Genomic DNA, 16,953 nt, shown 5'->3' with positions numbered 1-16,953 from the left:
GGAGGATTAGATCCCTATGCCGTCCGGGCGCAGTTCCCGATCCTGTCGCGGCAGGTGAACGGCAAGCCGCTGGTCTATCTGGACAATGCGGCCTCGGCCCAGAAGCCGCGCGCGGTGATCGACGCCCTGGTGGCGACGATGGAGGGCGGCTACGCCAACGTCCATCGCGGCCTGCACACCCTGTCGAACGAGGCGACCGATGCGTTCGAGAAGGCGCGCGAGATCGTGGCCCGCTTCCTGAACGCCGAAAGCCCCGAACAGGTCGTCTGGACCAAGGGCGGCACCGAGGCGATCAATCTGGTGGCCAACGGGCTGGGCCTGTCCATCCAGCCGGGCGACGAGATCATCGTCTCGGAGATGGAGCACCATTCCAACATCGTGCCCTGGCATCTGCTGAGGGAACGGCGCGGGGCGGTGCTCAAATGGATTCCGGTGCTGGACGACGGGTCGCTGGATATGGCGGCTTACGCGGACCTGCTGTCGCCGAAGACGCGGATGGTCGCGGTCACCCATATGTCGAACGTGCTGGGGACCATCAATCCGGTGGCCGAGATCACGCGACTGGCGCATGCGGCCGGCGCTCAGGTGCTGATCGACGGGTGCCAGGGGGCGGTCCATGCGACGCCCGATGTGCAGGCCATAGGCTGCGACTTCTATGTCCTGACCGGCCACAAGCTGTTCGGGCCGACCGGCATCGGCGCCCTGTACGGCAAGGCCGAGGCGCTGGAGGCTTTGCCGCCCTATCAGGGCGGGGGCGAGATGATCGAGACGGTCGAACAGGATCGGATCACCTACGCCAAGCCGCCGCACCGGTTCGAGGCGGGCACGCCGCCGATTCTGGAGGCCATCGGCCTGGGGGCGGCGCTGGACTGGCTGAGCCAATACGACCGGGCGGCGGTGCAGGCGCATGAGCATTCGCTGTACCAGCATGCCGTCGATCGCCTTCAGGGACAGAACTGGCTGCGGATCCTGGGCGAAACCGAGGACAAGGGCGCGATCCTGACCTTCGCCGTCGAGGGCGCCCATGCCCATGACGTCGCCCAGATCATGGACCGTTACGGCGTGGCCGTGCGGGCTGGACAGCACTGCGCCGAACCCCTGGCCAAAAGAATGGGCGTGACGTCGAGCACCCGCGCCTCCTTCGCCCTATATAACACCGTGGAGGATGCCGACGCCTTCGTGGACGCGCTGATCAAGGCGCGGAACTTCTTCGTGTAAGCCCATGACAGACGACACCATTCAAGACACCGACGCCTTCAAGGACGCCTGGGATGAACCCCAGAAGAGCGCCTTGTCGCAGGCCGAGCTGGATACGCTGACCGAACAGCTGATCGAGGCCCTGAAGTCGGTCTATGATCCGGAAATCCCGGTCGACATCTATGAGTTGGGCCTGATCTACCGGGTTGATGTGTCCGACGACCGCGACGTGGTGGTGGATATGACCTTGACGGCGCCCGGATGCCCGGTCGCCGGCGAGATGCCGGGTTGGGTCGAGACGGCGGTGGAGAAGGTGCCGGGGGTGCGCAGCGCCAAGGCCAATCTGGTGTTCGACCCGCCGTGGGATTCCTCGAAGATGAGCGACGAAGCCAAGCTCGCGCTCAACATGTTCTGACGGGGATATTCAAATGACCGAACTCCAGGCCACATCCCGTCCCCGCCGCCCGCGACCCAAGGCCGTCACCCTGACGGACGCCGCTGCAGAGCGCGTGCGCGAAATCCTGGACAATGCCGAGAACGACCACATCGGTCTGAGGATCGGGGTCAAGAACGGCGGTTGCGCCGGGCAGGAGTACACCTTCGCCTATGCCGACGAGATCGGCCCTATGGACGAGGTGGTCGAGGACAAGGGCGTCACCATCCTGATCGAACCCAAGGCCGTACTGTTCCTGATCGGCACCGAGATCGACTACGAGACCACTCGGTTGGCGTCCAAGTTCGTGTTCAACAATCCGAACCAGACCGACGCCTGTGGCTGTGGCGAGAGCGTCACCATCGTGCCGGCGGCCGCTAGCTGAGATGGCCTATGACGCGGACTTCGGCGAATGGGTGCGCGAGCATTTCGCGGGTCTGGGTCGGTTGGAGATCAAGCGGATGTTCGGCGGGGCCGGGGTCTACGCCTCGGGCGTGATGTTCGCGCTGCTGGACGACGGTGTGGTCTGGCTGAAGGGCGACGACGCGCTTGGCGAGGCCTTCGTCGAGGCCGGGTGTAGGCAATTCAGATATCCGACCAAGGACGGGCGGACGATGTCTATGGGATACTGGACCTTGCCGGAGACGGCGCTGGACGACCCCGAGGAGGCGGTTGCCTGGGCGCGGCGGTCGCTGGAGGTGGCGGTTCGCAAGGCGTCGGGGAAGAAGCCTAAGAAGGCGACTTAGGCGCATCCACGAGAACGGCCGGCGTGATCGGCTGTCCGGTCGCCTCGGCGATCAGTTCGGCCGTGCGGGTCTCGATCACCGCTTCGAGACGCGCGAGGAATTCGTCCTTGGGCAGGCCCACGGGGATGGGCTCCAGGAACTCCAGCGTGGCCGTACCCGCGTGCTTTTCGTACTTCTCCTCGGGCCAGAACAGGCCGAGGTTGGTGGCCAGGGGCACGACCGGCATGTCGAAGTCGCGGTACATGTGCCAGACGCCGGAGCGGTAGCGGTACTTCTGGCCGACCGCCGCCAGATGGCCCTCGGGATAGATCAGGATCTTGCGGTTCTCGGCCTTGGCCTCGGCGGCGCGGGTGGCCAGGGCCTGGCGGGCTTCATGGCCGCCGCAGCTGTTGACGACGATGGCGCCCAACTTCTTCAGCACCCCGCCCAGCAGGGGAAACTTCTCCAGGTGATCGCCGGTGACGAAGGCCAGGTCGTCGAACTGATCGTAGGTGGCGAAACCGTCGCCCCAGCTCTGGTGTTTCGAGGCGATGATGAAGGCGCCCTGGGGAAGCCGGTTCTTGCCGCGCACATCCAGCCGGATGCCGGCGAAGACCGCCATGGCCTGGACCATGCGCCTGACATAGGCGCGGATGATGCGGCTGGTGGGGCCGCGTCCCGGCGCCAGGGCGGCGAAGGCGGCGCTCAGGCCGTAGCCGATCGACAGGATCCAGTAGGCGATATTGAAGGCGAGGCTGCGCATGGGCCGACTATGGCAGAAAGTCGCGGCTCAGGCGGCGTTTTCAAGCGCGGGCGCGCTGGTGACGCGATTGCGGCCGCCACGCTTGGATGCATAGAGGGCCTCGTCGGCGCGTTCGAGCAGGGCGGCGGCGCTTTCACCCGACAGATGTTCCGCGAATCCGGCGGAAAGCGTGACGGCCCCGAGATCGTCGTTGGTGGAACGCCGACGCAGGGAACGCGAGGAGACCTCTTCGCGGATATGCTCCAGCGCGGCCATGACGGCGCCAGGGCTTTCGCCCGGGAAGATGATCGCGAACTCCTCGCCGCCAAAACGCGCCACGAACCGATTGCCGGAGCAGACGCGCGACAGGATGGTGGAGACGTAACGCAGCACCTGATCGCCGGTCTGATGGCCCCAGGTGTCGTTGAACCGCTTGAAATGATCGATGTCGAGGATGGCCAGGGTCAGGGGCGTGCGGCCGTCGGCGGCGCAGGCCTGTTCCAGGCGTTCGTCGAAGGCCTTGCGGTTGGCCAGATTGGTCAGGGCGTCGGTCATCGCGTCGCGCCGCACCTGTTCCAGGTGTTCGCGAAGACGGGCGACCTCCTTGTTGGAGCTTTCCAGACGTTTTTCGAGATTGGCGGTCTCGCGGCGAACGCGCTGGGTGGCGGTCGACAATCCGCCGACCAGGGTCTTCAGGGCCGAGGCGTCCTTGGCGGCGGTGTCCATGGTCTGCGAGGCGTCGGCCAGGGCCTCGCCGTAGTCGGCTTGGGTCTTGTGTGCCTTGGCGATGGCGGCGGAAACACTGGCCAGTTCACGATCCAGCACGGCGCCGGCGTCGCGGATCTCTTCCGACAGACGACCACGGGGCAGGAATTCGGCGGCGAGCATTTCCGAGGTCTCGTCGGATATGACGACGTCTTCAGCCAGCAGGCGCTTGATCTCGACGCCCAGAGGACCTTCGGGGTCGCCGAGGTAATGAATCCAGAGCTCGAAATTCAGCGGCGTGGGCCAGACGCCGGCCTTCTCCATTTCAGAGATGGCGTTGCGCGCAAGAGAATAGGCTTCCGGTCCCCGAACCGCCGTTTCAACTTGCGCTGTCATTCGCTTCTCCCGAAGTCCCGTTCTGGAACTCCGGAAGAGATTAGAGGCCTATCCGTAATACGGGGTAAACGGCCTTACAAATCAGGCGCGGATGACGACAGGGCGGCGCAGGAAGGCGGGGATGTCGTCGCCGAAACCCTTGACGCCCGAGCGTTCGCGCTCTTCCGGACGACGCTCGCCACGACGGTCCGACTGGCGCAGATGGGGCTCGCGATCCGTGCGGGCGGCGCGGGTCTCTTCGACGGGGGCGGGCAAGGGCTCGGCCTCGGCCTCGATCCGGACCTCGGTCCGAGGTTCGATCTTCGCCTCGGTCCGGGGTTCTGAACGGGCGCGGCTGCGTCCGCGACCGGCGGGCTTGTCGACGACAGGCGCGATCTCGGTTTCGACGACGGTCTCGACGGAAACCTCGGGCTTGGCCTTGCGGCGGCTGCGCGAGCGCGTCGGAGCCTCGGCGGCGTCCGTCGCGGCCAGAGCGGCGGCGGGGGCGGGAGTCTGGGCCGGCTCGGCGGCGCGCGACCGGCCGCGACCGCCGCGTTCGCCCGAGCGGGACTCGCTCGACCGAGACGACGAACGTTTGTCGTCCCGTCCGCCGTCCTTGATCGCGTCGAAATCGACGTCGTCGAGAACCAGCTCCTTCGGGTCCATCTTGATCAGCTTCAGCACCTTATCCAGCGACTTGTCGTCGCCGGGGGTCACGATCATGAAGGCCTGGCCCAGCTTGCCCGCGCGACCGGTCCGGCCGATGCGGTGGACATAGTCGTCGGCGTGGTGCGAGACGTCGTAGTTGAAGACGTGGCTGACGTCCGGGATGTCCAGACCGCGCGAGGCGACATCGGAAGCCACCAGGATCTTCAGCGCGCCCGAGCGGAAGTCCGCCAGGGTCTTGGTGCGGTGCGACTGGTCCAGGTCGCCGTGGATGGCAGCGGCGTCGAAGCCGTGGGTTTTCAGCGACTTGGCGACGATATCGACTTCAGACTTGCGGTTGCAGAAGACGATGCCGTTGCGTACGTCGGTGCGGCTCATCAGGGCGCGCAGGGCGGCGCGCTTGGCCTTGGGGTCCGAGGTCGGGATGCGGACGATGTACTGGGTGATGGTGTCGGCCGTCATGGCCGGACGCGAGGCCTCGATCCGGGTCGGATCCTTGAGGAAGGCGGCGGTCAGACGGGTGATCTCCGGCGGCATGGTGGCCGAGAAGAACAGGGTCTGGCGACGTGGCGGCGTCAGTTTGAAGATGCGCTCGATGTCGGGGATGAAGCCCATGTCGAGCATGCGGTCGGCTTCGTCCACCACCATGATCTCGACGCCGGTCAGCAGCATCTTGCCGCGTTCGAACAGGTCGAGCAGGCGGCCCGGGGTGGCGATCAGGACGTCGACGCCCTTGTTCAGCGCCGCAACCTGGTCGCCCATGGAGACGCCGCCGATCAGCAGCACCCAGGTCAGTTTGGTGCCCTTGGCGTATTTGGCGAAGCTCTCGGCGACCTGGTCGGCCAGTTCGCGGGTCGGGGCCAGGACGATGGCGCGCGGCATCCGGGCGCGGGCCCGGCCTGAGGCCAGGCGTTCGACCAGAGGAAGGGTGAAGGCGGCGGTCTTGCCTGTGCCGGTCTGGGCGATGCCCAGAACGTCGCGGCCGGCCAGGGCCACCGGGATCGCCTGTTCCTGAATAGGCGTGGCGGTCGTGTAGCCGGTGTCGGCGACGGCTTGCAGGGTCGTGGGCGAGAGGCCCAGTTGGGAAAATTCGGTCATGAATCCTTGGGAGAGAAAGCGTCTGCGTGCGTTACAGCAACGGAACCGCCCCTCTTTGGGCGAGCGGGCGGCGCGTATCGCAGACCTGTCCCGAGGCTGGACGCGATATAGAAGTCCCCTCGCAAAAGTCAACTATTATCGATATTCCGCCGTCGCCACGCAATGGGGGACGCGACCCCGGCGCGCCGGCCGAGGTCGCGTCTTTTTCCGCGCCCGAGCCGTCAGCCTATGGCCGGAGCCGTGGCGGGCGCGCGCTTGCGGGTCAGAAAGAGGACCAGAACCAGGCCCAGGGCCGCGGATGCCGCGCCGGCCAGGGCGACCGCCGGATAGCCCAGGCCCCCCGCGATCACCGCCCCGCCGACCGCCGCGCCGACGGCGTTGCCCAGGTTGAAGGCGCCGATATTGACCGACGACGCCAGGTTGGGCGCATCCGAGGCGGCGGCCATCACCCGCACCTGCAGCGGCGGCACCAGGGCGAAGCTGGCGACGCCCCAGACGAAGATCACGAACGGCGCGGGGACGGCGAACGGCATGATGAAGGCGAACACCACCAGTATGGCGGCCAGAGACGCCAGGGTGATGATCAGGGTGCGATCCACCGACCGGTCGGCGAACTTGCCGCCCAGCCAGTTTCCGACCGTCAGGCCCAGGCCGTAGACGACCAGCATGGCGGTGACGAAGCCGATGGAGGCGTGGGTCTCTTCATGCAGGATCGGGGCGATATAGGTGAAGACGGTGAACATGGCGCTGGAGCCGATCACGGTCAGGGCCAGGGCCGACAGCACCGGCCCACGACCCAGGACGCGCACCTCCGCCAGGGCGTCGCCACCCACCGGCGCCGGCAGTTTGGGCAGTGTCAGGCGCAAGGCGGCCATGACGATCAGGCCGATGCCGGCGATGGCCCAGAAGGAGGCGCGCCAGCCCAGGACGTCGCCCGCCCAGGCCGCCAGGGGAACCCCGACGACCGTGGCGATGGTCAGGCCCATGAACATGGCCGCGACCGCGCCGGCCTGACGGTTGGGCGGCACCAGGCTGGCGGCCACGATGGAGCCGACGCCGAAGAAGGCGCCGTGGTTCAGCGAGGTGACCACCCGCGCGACCAGCAGCATGACGTAGTCGGTCGACACAGCCGCCATCAGATTGCCCACGGTGAAGATGGCGGCCAGGCCGACCAGCAGGGCGCGACGGGGCACGCGCCCCGTGGTCAGGGTCATCAGGGGCGCGCCCAGCATGACGCCCAGCGCATAGGCGCTGATCAACAGACCGGCCGTGGGAATGGAGACGCCCAGGTCCGTGGCGATGACCGGCAGCAGGCCCATGGGGGCGAACTCGGTCACGCCGATGCCGAAGGCCCCCGCCGCGAGGGCGAGAAGGGGAGGATTGAGTTTCATGGGGGAGGAGACCTTTGGGACGTTCAGACCAGAGGCGGGTTCAGGCGCGCGAACCCTTCCTGCTGGCGATAGGGGGTATGGGGATAGGGCGGCAGGACGTCGCTGGCGGCGTCGAGGGCGGCGATCTGATCGGGAGTCAGCGTCCAGCCGACCGCCCCCAGATTCTGGCGCAACTGCTCCTCGTTGCGGGCGCCGATGATGACCGAAGACACGGTCGGGCGCTGCAGAAGCCAGTTGATGGCGATCTGGGGCACGGTCTTGCCGGTTTCGGCCGCCACGGCGTCCAGGGCTTCGACGACGCGGTACAGGTGCTCGTCCTCGACGGGCGGGGCGAAGGCGGCGGTCTGGTGCAGGCGGCTGCCCTCGGGGATCGGCGCATCGCGGCGGATCTTGCCGGTCAGGCGACCCCAGCCCAGCGGGCTCCACACCAGGGCGCCGACGCCTTGGTCGGCGCCGAGCGGCATCAGGTCGGCCTCATAGGCGCGGCCGATCAGGGAGTAATAGACCTGGTGGGCGATGAACCGGGGGCGGGCGTCACGCTCGGCGATGCCTTGCGCCTTCATCAGGGCCCAGCCGGGATAGTTGGAGACGCCGGTGTAACGGACCTTGCCCGAGGTCACGAGCATGTCCAGCGTGGCCAGAAGCTCTTCGACCGGGGTCGAGGCGTCGTAAGCGTGCAGTTGCAGCAGGTCGATATGGTCCGTGCCCAGGCGGCGCAGGGCGGCCTCGACCGCGCGGATCAGACGGTCGCGCGACACGCCCCAGTCCGCCGGACCGTCGCCGGTCGGCAGGCCGGTCTTGGTCGAGATCAGCACCTGGTCGCGGCGGCCCTTGATCGCCTCGCCCAGAACCTGTTCCGAGGCGCCGTCGGAATAGACGTCGGCGGTGTCGAACAGATTGACCCCGGCCTCCAGACAGATGTCGATCAGGCGGCGCGCCTCGCCAACGTCGCTATTGCCCCAGGCGCCGAAAAGCGGGCCGGAGCCGCCGAAAGTACCTGTGCCGAAGCTGAGGACCGGTACGCGCAGGCCCGATGATCCAAGTTGCCGATAGTCCATGACTGTCCCTCGTCTGTGTTCGCAGGCACAGATGGACGCCGCGCCGCAGCGGCGGTAGGCAGGTTCTGGGCCAAGGATTTTTGATCTGGACGCAAAGATGCAGATGAATGGGGCGGACCGGGCGCGGGAGATGGAGATCTTCGTCGCCGTGGCTAAAAGCGGCAGCTTCTCCGCCGCCGGGCGGGTCCTGGGCCTGACCCCGTCGGCGGTCAGCCGGACCATCGACCGGATCGAGGCGCGGCTGGGGGTGCGGCTGATGCTGCGCACGACGCGCGTCCTGACCCTGACAGCCGAGGGCCAGACCTATCTGGGCGCGGCGCGTCGCATCCTGGCCGACCTGGACGACGCCGAGCAGAGCATCGCCGACCAGGGAGCGCCGCGCGGGCGGGTGCGGGTCAGCGCCTCACTGGCCCATGGCCGCCAGCATGTCGTGCCTCTGCTCGGGGATTTCGTGCGTCGCTATCCGCATATCCTGATCGACATCAACCTGACCGATGTCGTGGTCGATGTGGCGGCGGGGCAGGCGGATGTGGCGATCCGGTTCGGGCCGCTGGCCGACAGTCCGCTGACGGCGCGGCGTCTGGGCGACACAGGGCGGACCATCGTCGCCTCGCCCGACTATCTGGCCCGACGCGGGACGCCGACGGTTCCGGAAGACCTGCACGACCATGATTGTCTGAACTTCAACTTCCGCCGCGCCGAACCCGTCTGGCCGTTTCGCCGTGACGGTCGCGACTACGCCCTGACGGTGCGGGGGCCGATCGAGGCGAACAACGGCGAGACCCTGACCCAGCTTGCGGTGGCCGGGGTCGGGGTGACGCGGGTCGGTAATTTCAGCGTGGCCGACGCCATTGAGGCGGGGCGGCTGGTTCCGTTGCTGGAGGACTTCAATCCGGGCGACCGGGAGCCGATCCATGCGGTCTTCGTCGGTGCCGCCAATATGCCGGCGCGCGTGCGGGTGTTCGTGGACTTTCTTGCGGAACGGCTGCGCTGAAACGAAAATCGCCGGACGGGGCGAACCGTCCGGCGACTTCAGTCGGGTCTGTGACCCGTGATCAGCGCTTGCCGAAGATCATGTCGCCGAGCTTGGCGAAAAAGCCCTTTTCCTCAGCCTGGGGCGCAGGCGCGGCGGCCGGCTTGGGCTTGGGCGTTTCGATCGGCTTGGGCGTCGGCGCGGGAGCAGGTGCAGCGGCGGCGGGCTTGGGCGCCGGAGCGGCGACGGGTTCAGCCGGCTTGGGCGCAGCGGCCGGAGCCTTGGGCGTCGGCGCCTTGGCTGCGACAGGCTTGGCTGCGGCAGGCTTGGGCGCAGATGTCTTCGGCGCGGCCCTGGCGGCGGTCTTCGTCGTCGCCTTGGGCGCGGCGGCCTTTACGGGCGCAGACTTGGAAGCGGCGGGTGCGGCCGGCTTGGCGGCCGGGGCGGCCTTGGGCTTGGCCGGCGACGTCTTGGCGACAGCGGCCTTGGGCGCGGTCGTCTTGGCGGGCGTCTTGGCCGCAGCCGGTTTGACGGCGGCGGTCTTCACGGCGGCGGGCTTGGCGGCCTTGGGCGCGACGGTTTTCTCGGCGACGGCTTTCGCGGCGCTCGACTTCGGCGCAGCTTTAGGCTTGGAAGCGGCGGTCGCCGGCTTCGGCGACGCAGTTTTAGACGTAGACGGTGACTTGGCCATGTATTCCCCGACCCCTCGGTTCGTTAAAAAGCCCGGCGGCGTCGGGAAGACGATGCGCCGGATCGCAATGATTCGTCATCTTAGCGGTGTTTGAAAAATGTCCGAGTCCGCAGTTCAGATAATCGCCCGGGGTCCGCGCGAAAGCGCAGAGGCCGCCGCCGCCGCCATCGACGCCGATTCCACGCTGGAAGGCGCAACCTATTCCATCCTCGAGGAAGACGAGGATCGCAACATCTGGCGTATCGACGCCTTCCCGACCACGGCCGAAGAGGTCGAGGGGCTGAAGGCGACCCTGGCCGACTATCCGGTGACGGTCACGGTCGAGAAGCTGGCCGACGCCGACTGGCTGGCCATGTCGCTGTCGGGCCTGCCGCCGGTGCGGGCCGGGCGCTTCTTCGTCTATGGGGCGCATGACGAGGGACGGGTGCCGCCCAACGCCGTCAATCTGAAGATCGACGCCGGCGCCGCCTTCGGCACCGGCCACCACGGCACGACGGTCGGCTGTCTGGAAGCCTTCGACGATCTGCTGAAGCGCGAGCGGTTCGAGCGGGTGCTGGACGTCGGCTGCGGCACGGGCGTTCTGGCCATCGCGGCGGCGCGCACGGGCAGCCGGATCGCGGTCGGCACCGACATCGACGCCCCCTCGGTGCGGATCGCCAACGAGAACGCCGCCCTGAATCAGGCCCACGCCAGCTTCGTCCACGCCTCGGGCCTGAATGACCAGCGGGTGCGCCGTCATGGGCCGTATGATCTGGTCTTCGCCAACATCCTGGCCCCGCCGCTGGTGGCCCTGTCGCAGGACATCAAGATGGCGCTGAGCCTGGGCGGGGTCGCCATCCTGTCGGGCCTGTTGCGGACCCAGGAGCGCCGGGTGACGGCGGCCTATACGTCGCGTGGCTTCCGGCTGGAGAAGCGCATCCATCACGACGCCTGGAGCGCCCTGGTGCTGCGGCGGATGGGCTGAGGACAAGAGACGAGACGATGCGCCAGACCTTTGATGAGACCACCGATCCGTCCTTCGGGGCCAAACACCTGCCGCTGCTGCGCGCCCGGATGGCGGAGCAGGGGCTGGACGGTTTCCTGATCCCGCACGAGGACGAGCACCAGAACGAATATCTGCCCGACGCCAACGAGCGACTGGCCTGGGCCACCGGCTTCACCGGCTCGGCCGGGGCGGCGGTGGTGTTTCAGGACCGCGCCAGCATGTTCACCGACGGCCGCTATACGGTTCAGGTCAAGGCCCAGACCGATCCGGCCCTGTTCGAGCGACGCGACCTGAACGACGTGGCCGCCTATCTGGAGACGGCGAGTGCGGGTCAGGTGATCGGCTATGATCCGAAGCTGCACAGCCCGGACGCTCTGGTCGCCCTGAAGCGGGCGGCGCAGAAGGCTGGAGCCGAGCTGAAGCCGGTCGAGGTCAATCCGCTGGACCAGGCCTGGGGCGCGGATCGTCCGGCCCAGCCGACCGCTCCGGTCGTGCCGCACGCGGACGTCTATTCCGGCGAAAGCCATGCGGCGAAGCGGGCGCGGATCGGCAAGGCCGTGGCGGACGCCGGCGCCGACGCGGTCGTGCTGACCGCGCCCATGTCGATCGCCTGGCTGTTCAATGTGCGCGGCGGCGATGTGATCCGTTCGCCCCTGCCGATCGGTCAGGCCGTACTGGAGGCCGACGGCAAGGCGCGGCTGTTCCTGGATCCCGCCAAGGTGACGAATGAGCTGCCCGCTTGGCTAGGCGACGACGTCCAGTTGGAGGCGCCCGAGCGGCTGGCCGAGGCGCTGGACGGTCTGGCGGGCCGGAAGGTGATGATCGATCCGGCCCTGTCGTCCGCCTGGTATTTTGATCGGCTGGAGCAGGCCGGGGCGATGGTGGTGCGGGCGGCGGACCCCTGCGCCCTGCCTCGGGCGACCAAGAATGCGGTCGAGATCGAGGGCAGCCGCCGGGCCCATATCCGCGACGGCGCGGCCCTGGCCAACTTCCTGCACTGGGTCGATACGACGGCGCAGCAGACCCTGCCGGACGAGCGCGAAGTGGTGGAGACGCTGGAGCGGTTCCGTGAGGCGACCGGGGCGCTGAAGGACCTGAGCTTCGACACCATCGCCGGGGCCGGGCCGAACGGCGCCCTGCCGCATTACAAGCCGGTCGGCGCCACGATCCGCCGGATCGAGAACGGCTCCCTGCTGCTGGTGGACGGCGGCGGCCAGTATCTGGACGGGACGACCGATGTGACCCGCACCATGGCGGTGGGCGAGCCGACGGCGGATCAGCGTCACAAGTTCACCCTGGTGCTGAAGGCCCATATCGCCATGGCGACGATCCGCTTCCCGGCGGGGACCAGCGGCATGGCCTTGGACGCCATCGCCCGGGCGCCGATGTGGGCGGCGGGGCTGGATTATGATCACGGCACCGGCCACGGCGTCGGATCCTATCTGGGGGTTCACGAGGGACCGCAACGGATCGCCAAATGGGGCACGGCCCAGCCGCTGCTGGAGGGGATGATCCTGTCCAACGAGCCCGGCTATTACCGCGAAGGCCATTGGGGCATCCGGATCGAGACCCTGCAGGTGGTGACGCCGGCCGTGGTTCCCGAGGGCGGCGAGCGGCCGATGCACGGGTTCGAACAGCTGACCTTTGCGCCGATCGACCGCAAGCTGATCGCGGTCGATCTGCTGACGCCGGACGAGCGGACCTATGTCGACGCCTATCACGCCGAGACCCTGGCCAAGGTCGGGCCCCTGGTCGAGGGCGAGGTTCGGGCCTGGCTGGAGTGGGTCTGCGCGCCCCTTTAGGTCCTTCATTCCGCTCATCCCCGCTTTCGCGGGGATGAGCGGAGGGTTTCAGTGATCGCGCAGCCTGCGCCTCAGGTGGGTGATCGGGACGGTCAGGTCGGCCAGGGCCGCCTTGGTCGCCTCGTATCCGGCGGCGACCGGCTCGTCATAGGCTTTCCAGTCACGGATGTCGGTCCCGCCGATCTTGGGCAGGATCAGGACGTCGGCGGCGGCGCGCGACTGCTCCATCTCGGCGTCGGTGGTGATGGTGGCCGAGCGCATCAGGATGGAGACGATGGGCGGGCCGGCCTTCCACGCGCCCGACAGCACCCATTTCCACCAGGACGGCGGGTTTTCCAGCCCAGCCGGATCGACGCCGCGCGTCTGGGACATGTCCACGCCGATGATGGGGCCGCTGTTCAGCTGGCGCATCACGCTGGTGGGGAAGTTCTTCAGCACGGCCCCGTCCACCAGCACCTGACCGTCGATGACGACGGGCGGCAGGACGCCCGGAATGGCGATGGAGGCGCGCATTGCCCGCCGCATCAGGCCGGCGCGATGAACCTCGATCCGGCCCGAGGTCAGGTTGGAGGAGACCGCGAAGAAGGGCAGGGGCAGGTCGGCCAGGTCGATGTCGCCATAGGCCTGCTCCAGCAGACGGGCCACCTTGCGGGCGCGTGACATGGCGATGATGGGAAAGGCCAGGTCAGACAGGGGGTCGGAATCGACGAAGGCGCGGCGAATCTCGTAGTCCAGCCGTTCGAACGACCAGCCCAGGGCCGGGCCGGCGGCGACGACCGCCCCCATTGAGGCGCCGCCGACGAAGTCGATGGGCACCTTGGCCTCTTCCAGCGCCTTGACCGCTCCCATGTGGCAATAGGCGCGCGCGCCGCCGCCCGACAGGACCAGGCCCACGGCCGTGCCGGTGATGACCCGGGCCATGCGGGCGGTGTCGGCCTCGACCCCCGCGACGCAGTGGAACCAGCGGTCTGGCTGGAGCACGTTCAGCCAGACCCGGGTGTTGGCCGGCTGGTTCATGCGCGGGTCGCGCAGCAGGATCAGATCGGTCAGACGGCGGCCGTCGCCGAAGCCCATACGCCGGGGCAGGTCGGCGGGCGGGGCCAGAAGCCCGCTGCCGACGATGAACAGCCGATCGACCTGACGGGCGCACAGTTCGGCCCAGGCCGGCTGGTCCAGTTCGGCGACATAGAGGACATAGTCGTGATCGTCCTCGACCCGGCTGAACCATTCGGCGGCCGAGGTCAGGGCCGACTGGTCGATGACCCGGCAGGTGAAGCCCATGGCCTGGACCGCGGCGGCGATCCGTTCGACGAAGGCGCGGATCGGACGGGGGCGCGCCGAGACGAAGCCGAAGACGCTGGGTTCGGCCGCACCGCCGGCCCGCTCGCGGGCGCGGTGGATCATCAGCCGCGACAGTTCGACCATCAGGTCCGGCTCGGTCCGGGCGGCCTCGAAGAAGGCCTCGCGCGGCAGGGCCAGGATCTCGGTGTCGCGCAGGGCGACAACGTCGGCGGTGTGGGGCGTGCCCGCCAGCATGGCCATTTCGCCGACCGGTTCGCCGGGGCGCACGACGCCCAGCAGATGGACCGGCTGATCCGGCTCGCTATGGAAGACGCCCAGCCGGCCCGAGCGGACCAGATACAGGGTGTCGGACGGGTCCCCCGCTGCGAACAGCCGCTCGCCCCCGGTCAGGGCGAACCAACTGGCCCGATCGATCATCGGCCCCTCGAAAATGCGGGACAGGGCCGAGGCGAGGGTGTCTGAACGAAGCGGAGCCATGGCAGGATTGTCCGATCAGGTCGCCGGCGTCACGTCCAGAAGTTCGACCGAGAAACGCAGGGTCGAGTTGGGCGGCAGTTCGTCGCCGCCGACCCACCGTCCGCCGTAGCCGAGCGAGGCGGGGATGACGAACTCATAGATTTCGCCGACCCGCATCAGGGCGACGCCCTCGGTCCAGCCCTTGATGACCCGGTTCAGCGGGAATTCGGCCGGCTCGTTGCGGGCGTAGGAGCTGTCGAACTCGCGTCCGTCGATGAAGGTGCCGCGATAGTGGACCTTGACCGTGTCGGTCGCCGACGGCTGGGCGCCTTCGGGATGGGCCTTGCCGACGCGGCGGTATTGAAGGCCGCTGGCGGTGGTGGTCCAGCCGCGCCGGGCGCCGTTCCAGGCCAGATAGGCGGTGTTGCCGGCGTCCCAGGCCTGTTGCGGCGTGAGCGAGGCCTGACCCTCCACCTCGGCGGCGGCGCGGGCGGCGGCCGAGGCGGTCTCGGCATAGGTGACGGGTTCGCCGCGCGAGGCGCAGGCGGATAGGGCGAGGGCGGCGAGCAGGGGCAGGACGATGCGAGTCATAAGGCGACGCTAGGACGCCCTGCGGGGCGCGTCCAGTTCAGAGCCCGGCCAAGGCCGCCGAAACCCGCGGCTGGAAGTCGGGCTGTTTGCCGACGTCGTTGTGACCGGCCTGAGGGAAGGTCAGGTGTTCGACGGCGACGCCTTCGGCCTCGAGGTCATGGGCCAGGCGCCGACTGAGGGACGCGGGCAGGGTGTCATCGCGGCCCGCCTCCAGCACAACCACCTTGCCGGGATAGGCCTGAAGCGCGGCCGGGATGTCGATGCTGTTCAGATTGGGGGCGATGTGGATGCGCACGAAGGGACGCGCCCAGCCGACCATGGTGTCGACGGCGGCGCGGGTGCTGGGGGTCGTCGTCTCCAGCACCAGGGCGTCGGCGCGCATATATTGCGCGGCCTGGGCGCAGACGGGGCCGCCCAGGGAATGGCCCCAGGCGATCAGCTTGCGGCCCTCGGCGTCGGCCTGGGCGCGGGCGGCGTCGGCGACGGCCGTGCCGGCGGCCATGAAGGTCGCATAGTCCGCTTGGCCCGCCGTGTCGCCATAGCCGGGATAGTCGAACATCAGGGCGTCGCCGAACGGCGCCAGTTTGGCGGCGGTCTTGCCCGCGCCGGCGCTGCGCCGGAACATATTACCCCCGCAGAACAGGATGAGGGGCGCATCGGCGCGACCGGTCCGGACGCGGGTGACGCCCACGGTTCCGCCGGAATAGGGAAGGCTGAGGACGTCGGCCTCAAAACCCATAGGGATATCGGGGGGCAGGGTGACCTTCTCGGCCGCCAGTCGGGTGTCGGGATAGAAGAAGGCGTCCTCCGGGACGTTCATCGACAAGCAGCCGGACAGCAGAACGCCGGCGGCCAGGATCGTAAGGCGTCTGTGCATGGTTCGGGCTCCCCTGAAACGATCATGCGGCGGTCGCCGGGGTTGTCAATCGGGCGGTTTCGCCATGCCGCCGTCTGGTTCCCGAAAATCTGCGACCCAGGTCTTTATTTCGCCGTGGAAGCGAGTATATGTCCGCGTTCCGCAACACTCCTAAAGAGTCTGCGCGCAAGCGCCGAGGCCCGGTCCGTCGCCCTCCGACCGGAGCGAAGGCGCGGCTCCTTCCCCAGGGAGCCGGTACAATTCAGGCGTCCTGGCCCGGCAGCGGGCCGAGGGTGGACGCCGAAAACCTGGCTGCGGACGCGGAAACGCGCGCCGTGGCTGCTGCATTTCACGCGCGCCTTCCCCGGGGTGTGCGTCATGGGAAACACTGAATGACTGACGTCGCCCACGATCTCGCCATCAACGGTCAGATCGCTTCCGCCACTTCGTTCACCGGCAAGAAGCGCATCCGCAAATCCTTCGGGCGTATCCCCGAAGCGGTCGCGATGCCCAACCTGATCGAGGTCCAGCGCGCTTCCTACGAACAGTTCCTGCAGCGCGAGGTCCGTCCGGGCCAGCGCAAGGAGCAGGGCATCGAGGCGGTCTTCAAGTCGGTGTTCCCGATCAAGGACTTCAACGAACGCGCTATCCTGGAATACGTCTCGTACGAGTTCGAAGAGCCGAAGTACGACGTCGAGGAGTGCATCCAGCGCGACATGACCTATGCCGCGCCGCTGAAGGTCAAGCTGCGCCTGATCGTGTTCGAGACCGACGAGGAAACGGGAGCCCGTTCGGTCAAGGACATCAAGGAGCAGGACGTCTACATGGGCGACATCCCGCTCATGACGGACAAGGGCACCTTCATCGTCAACGGCACCGAGCGCGTGATCGTCAGCCAGATGCACCG

The 16,953-nt window shown here is 68.0% G+C and carries 16 protein-coding genes and 1 pseudogene; 8 read left to right on the top strand and 9 right to left on the bottom strand.

Annotation, left to right across the window (positions count from 1 at the left end):
• From Q7J26_RS14845 to Q7J26_RS14830, 4 genes are all read left to right on the top strand, one after another.
• Positions 1-1,218: aminotransferase class V-fold PLP-dependent enzyme (locus tag Q7J26_RS14845; RefSeq protein ID WP_304937164.1), on the top strand; the 1,218-nt coding region annotated here is incomplete at its 5' end.
• A gap of 4 nt (positions 1,219-1,222) precedes the next feature.
• Positions 1,223-1,612, top strand: coding sequence for an SUF system Fe-S cluster assembly protein (locus Q7J26_RS14840; RefSeq protein WP_304937163.1), 390 nt, complete (start codon positions 1,223-1,225; stop codon positions 1,610-1,612).
• A gap of 13 nt (positions 1,613-1,625) precedes the next feature.
• Positions 1,626-2,015, top strand: a complete 390-nt coding sequence (locus tag Q7J26_RS14835) for an iron-sulfur cluster assembly accessory protein (protein WP_304937162.1) — start codon at positions 1,626-1,628, stop codon at positions 2,013-2,015.
• Between the two features lies 1 nt (position 2,016).
• Positions 2,017-2,376 carry a TfoX/Sxy family protein gene (locus tag Q7J26_RS14830; protein ID WP_304937161.1) on the top strand — a complete coding sequence of 120 codons (360 nt, stop codon included), beginning with the start codon at positions 2,017-2,019 and terminating at the stop codon, positions 2,374-2,376.
• Here the strand turns inward: Q7J26_RS14830 and Q7J26_RS14825 are convergent.
• The 5 genes from Q7J26_RS14825 to Q7J26_RS14805 form a co-directional block, all read right to left on the bottom strand.
• Entirely contained in the window at positions 2,360-3,118 is a 759-nt protein-coding gene (locus Q7J26_RS14825) for a 1-acyl-sn-glycerol-3-phosphate acyltransferase (RefSeq protein WP_304937160.1), read from the bottom strand. The genes Q7J26_RS14830 and Q7J26_RS14825 overlap by 17 nt on opposite strands.
• Before the next feature lie 27 nt (positions 3,119-3,145).
• On the bottom strand, positions 3,146-4,198 hold the full coding sequence (locus Q7J26_RS14820) for a GGDEF domain-containing protein (RefSeq protein ID WP_304937159.1): 1,053 nt from the start codon (positions 4,196-4,198) through the stop codon (positions 3,146-3,148).
• An 81-nt stretch (positions 4,199-4,279) separates the two neighbouring features.
• Entirely contained in the window at positions 4,280-5,941 is a 1,662-nt protein-coding gene (locus Q7J26_RS14815) for a DEAD/DEAH box helicase (RefSeq protein WP_304937158.1), read from the bottom strand.
• 221 nt (positions 5,942-6,162) lie between these two features.
• Positions 6,163-7,332: an MFS transporter gene (locus tag Q7J26_RS14810; protein ID WP_304937157.1), complete on the bottom strand. Its 1,170-nt coding sequence runs from the start codon at positions 7,330-7,332 to the stop codon at positions 6,163-6,165.
• Positions 7,333-7,355: 23 nt separating this feature from the next.
• A complete protein-coding gene (locus Q7J26_RS14805; protein ID WP_304937156.1) occupies positions 7,356-8,390 on the bottom strand; it encodes an aldo/keto reductase in 1,035 nt (344 codons plus the stop codon).
• Positions 8,391-8,487: 97 nt separating this feature from the next.
• On the opposite strand from Q7J26_RS14805, the gene Q7J26_RS14800 reads away from it, so the two are divergent.
• Positions 8,488-9,384, top strand: a complete 897-nt coding sequence (locus tag Q7J26_RS14800) for a LysR family transcriptional regulator (RefSeq protein WP_304937155.1) — start codon at positions 8,488-8,490, stop codon at positions 9,382-9,384.
• Between the two features lie 61 nt (positions 9,385-9,445).
• Here the strand turns inward: Q7J26_RS14800 and Q7J26_RS14795 are convergent, their stop codons facing one another.
• On the bottom strand, positions 9,446-10,054 hold the full coding sequence (locus Q7J26_RS14795; RefSeq protein WP_304937154.1) for a hypothetical protein: 609 nt from the start codon (positions 10,052-10,054) through the stop codon (positions 9,446-9,448).
• A 97-nt stretch (positions 10,055-10,151) separates the two neighbouring features.
• Between Q7J26_RS14795 and Q7J26_RS14790 the strand changes: the two genes are divergently transcribed.
• Both Q7J26_RS14790 and Q7J26_RS14785 read left to right on the top strand, forming a co-directional pair.
• Complete coding sequence (locus tag Q7J26_RS14790) at positions 10,152-11,018, top strand: 50S ribosomal protein L11 methyltransferase (protein ID WP_304937153.1); 867 nt, start codon at positions 10,152-10,154, stop codon at positions 11,016-11,018.
• A gap of 17 nt (positions 11,019-11,035) precedes the next feature.
• Positions 11,036-12,841: an aminopeptidase P family protein gene (locus Q7J26_RS14785; RefSeq protein WP_304937152.1), complete on the top strand. Its 1,806-nt coding sequence runs from the start codon at positions 11,036-11,038 to the stop codon at positions 12,839-12,841.
• Between the two features lie 48 nt (positions 12,842-12,889).
• On the opposite strand, the gene Q7J26_RS14780 is transcribed toward Q7J26_RS14785, so the two are convergent.
• Genes Q7J26_RS14780 through Q7J26_RS14770 form a run of 3 tightly spaced genes read right to left on the bottom strand, consistent with a single transcriptional unit; the run spans position 12,890 to position 16,067 of the window.
• Positions 12,890-14,620, bottom strand: a complete 1,731-nt coding sequence (locus tag Q7J26_RS14780; RefSeq protein WP_304937151.1) for a patatin-like phospholipase family protein — start codon at positions 14,618-14,620, stop codon at positions 12,890-12,892.
• 15 nt (positions 14,621-14,635) lie between these two features.
• Positions 14,636-15,190, bottom strand: a complete 555-nt coding sequence (locus Q7J26_RS14775) for an FKBP-type peptidyl-prolyl cis-trans isomerase (protein ID WP_304937150.1) — start codon at positions 15,188-15,190, stop codon at positions 14,636-14,638.
• A 37-nt stretch (positions 15,191-15,227) separates the two neighbouring features.
• Positions 15,228-16,067 (bottom strand): alpha/beta hydrolase, encoded by an 840-nt coding sequence (locus Q7J26_RS14770; RefSeq protein ID WP_304937149.1) that lies wholly within the window; start codon positions 16,065-16,067, stop codon positions 15,228-15,230.
• 371 nt (positions 16,068-16,438) lie between these two features.
• Between Q7J26_RS14770 and Q7J26_RS14765 the strand changes: the two are divergent.
• Positions 16,439-16,953 (top strand): annotated as a pseudogene (locus Q7J26_RS14765) (DNA-directed RNA polymerase subunit beta); the annotation flags it as partial.

The sequence above is a fragment of the Brevundimonas sp. genome (assembly GCF_030656255.1).
Lineage (GTDB): Bacteria > Pseudomonadota > Alphaproteobacteria > Caulobacterales > Caulobacteraceae > Brevundimonas.
Note: the sequence above shows the minus strand (reverse complement) of the source record. Positions and strands in the feature narration are given on the sequence as shown.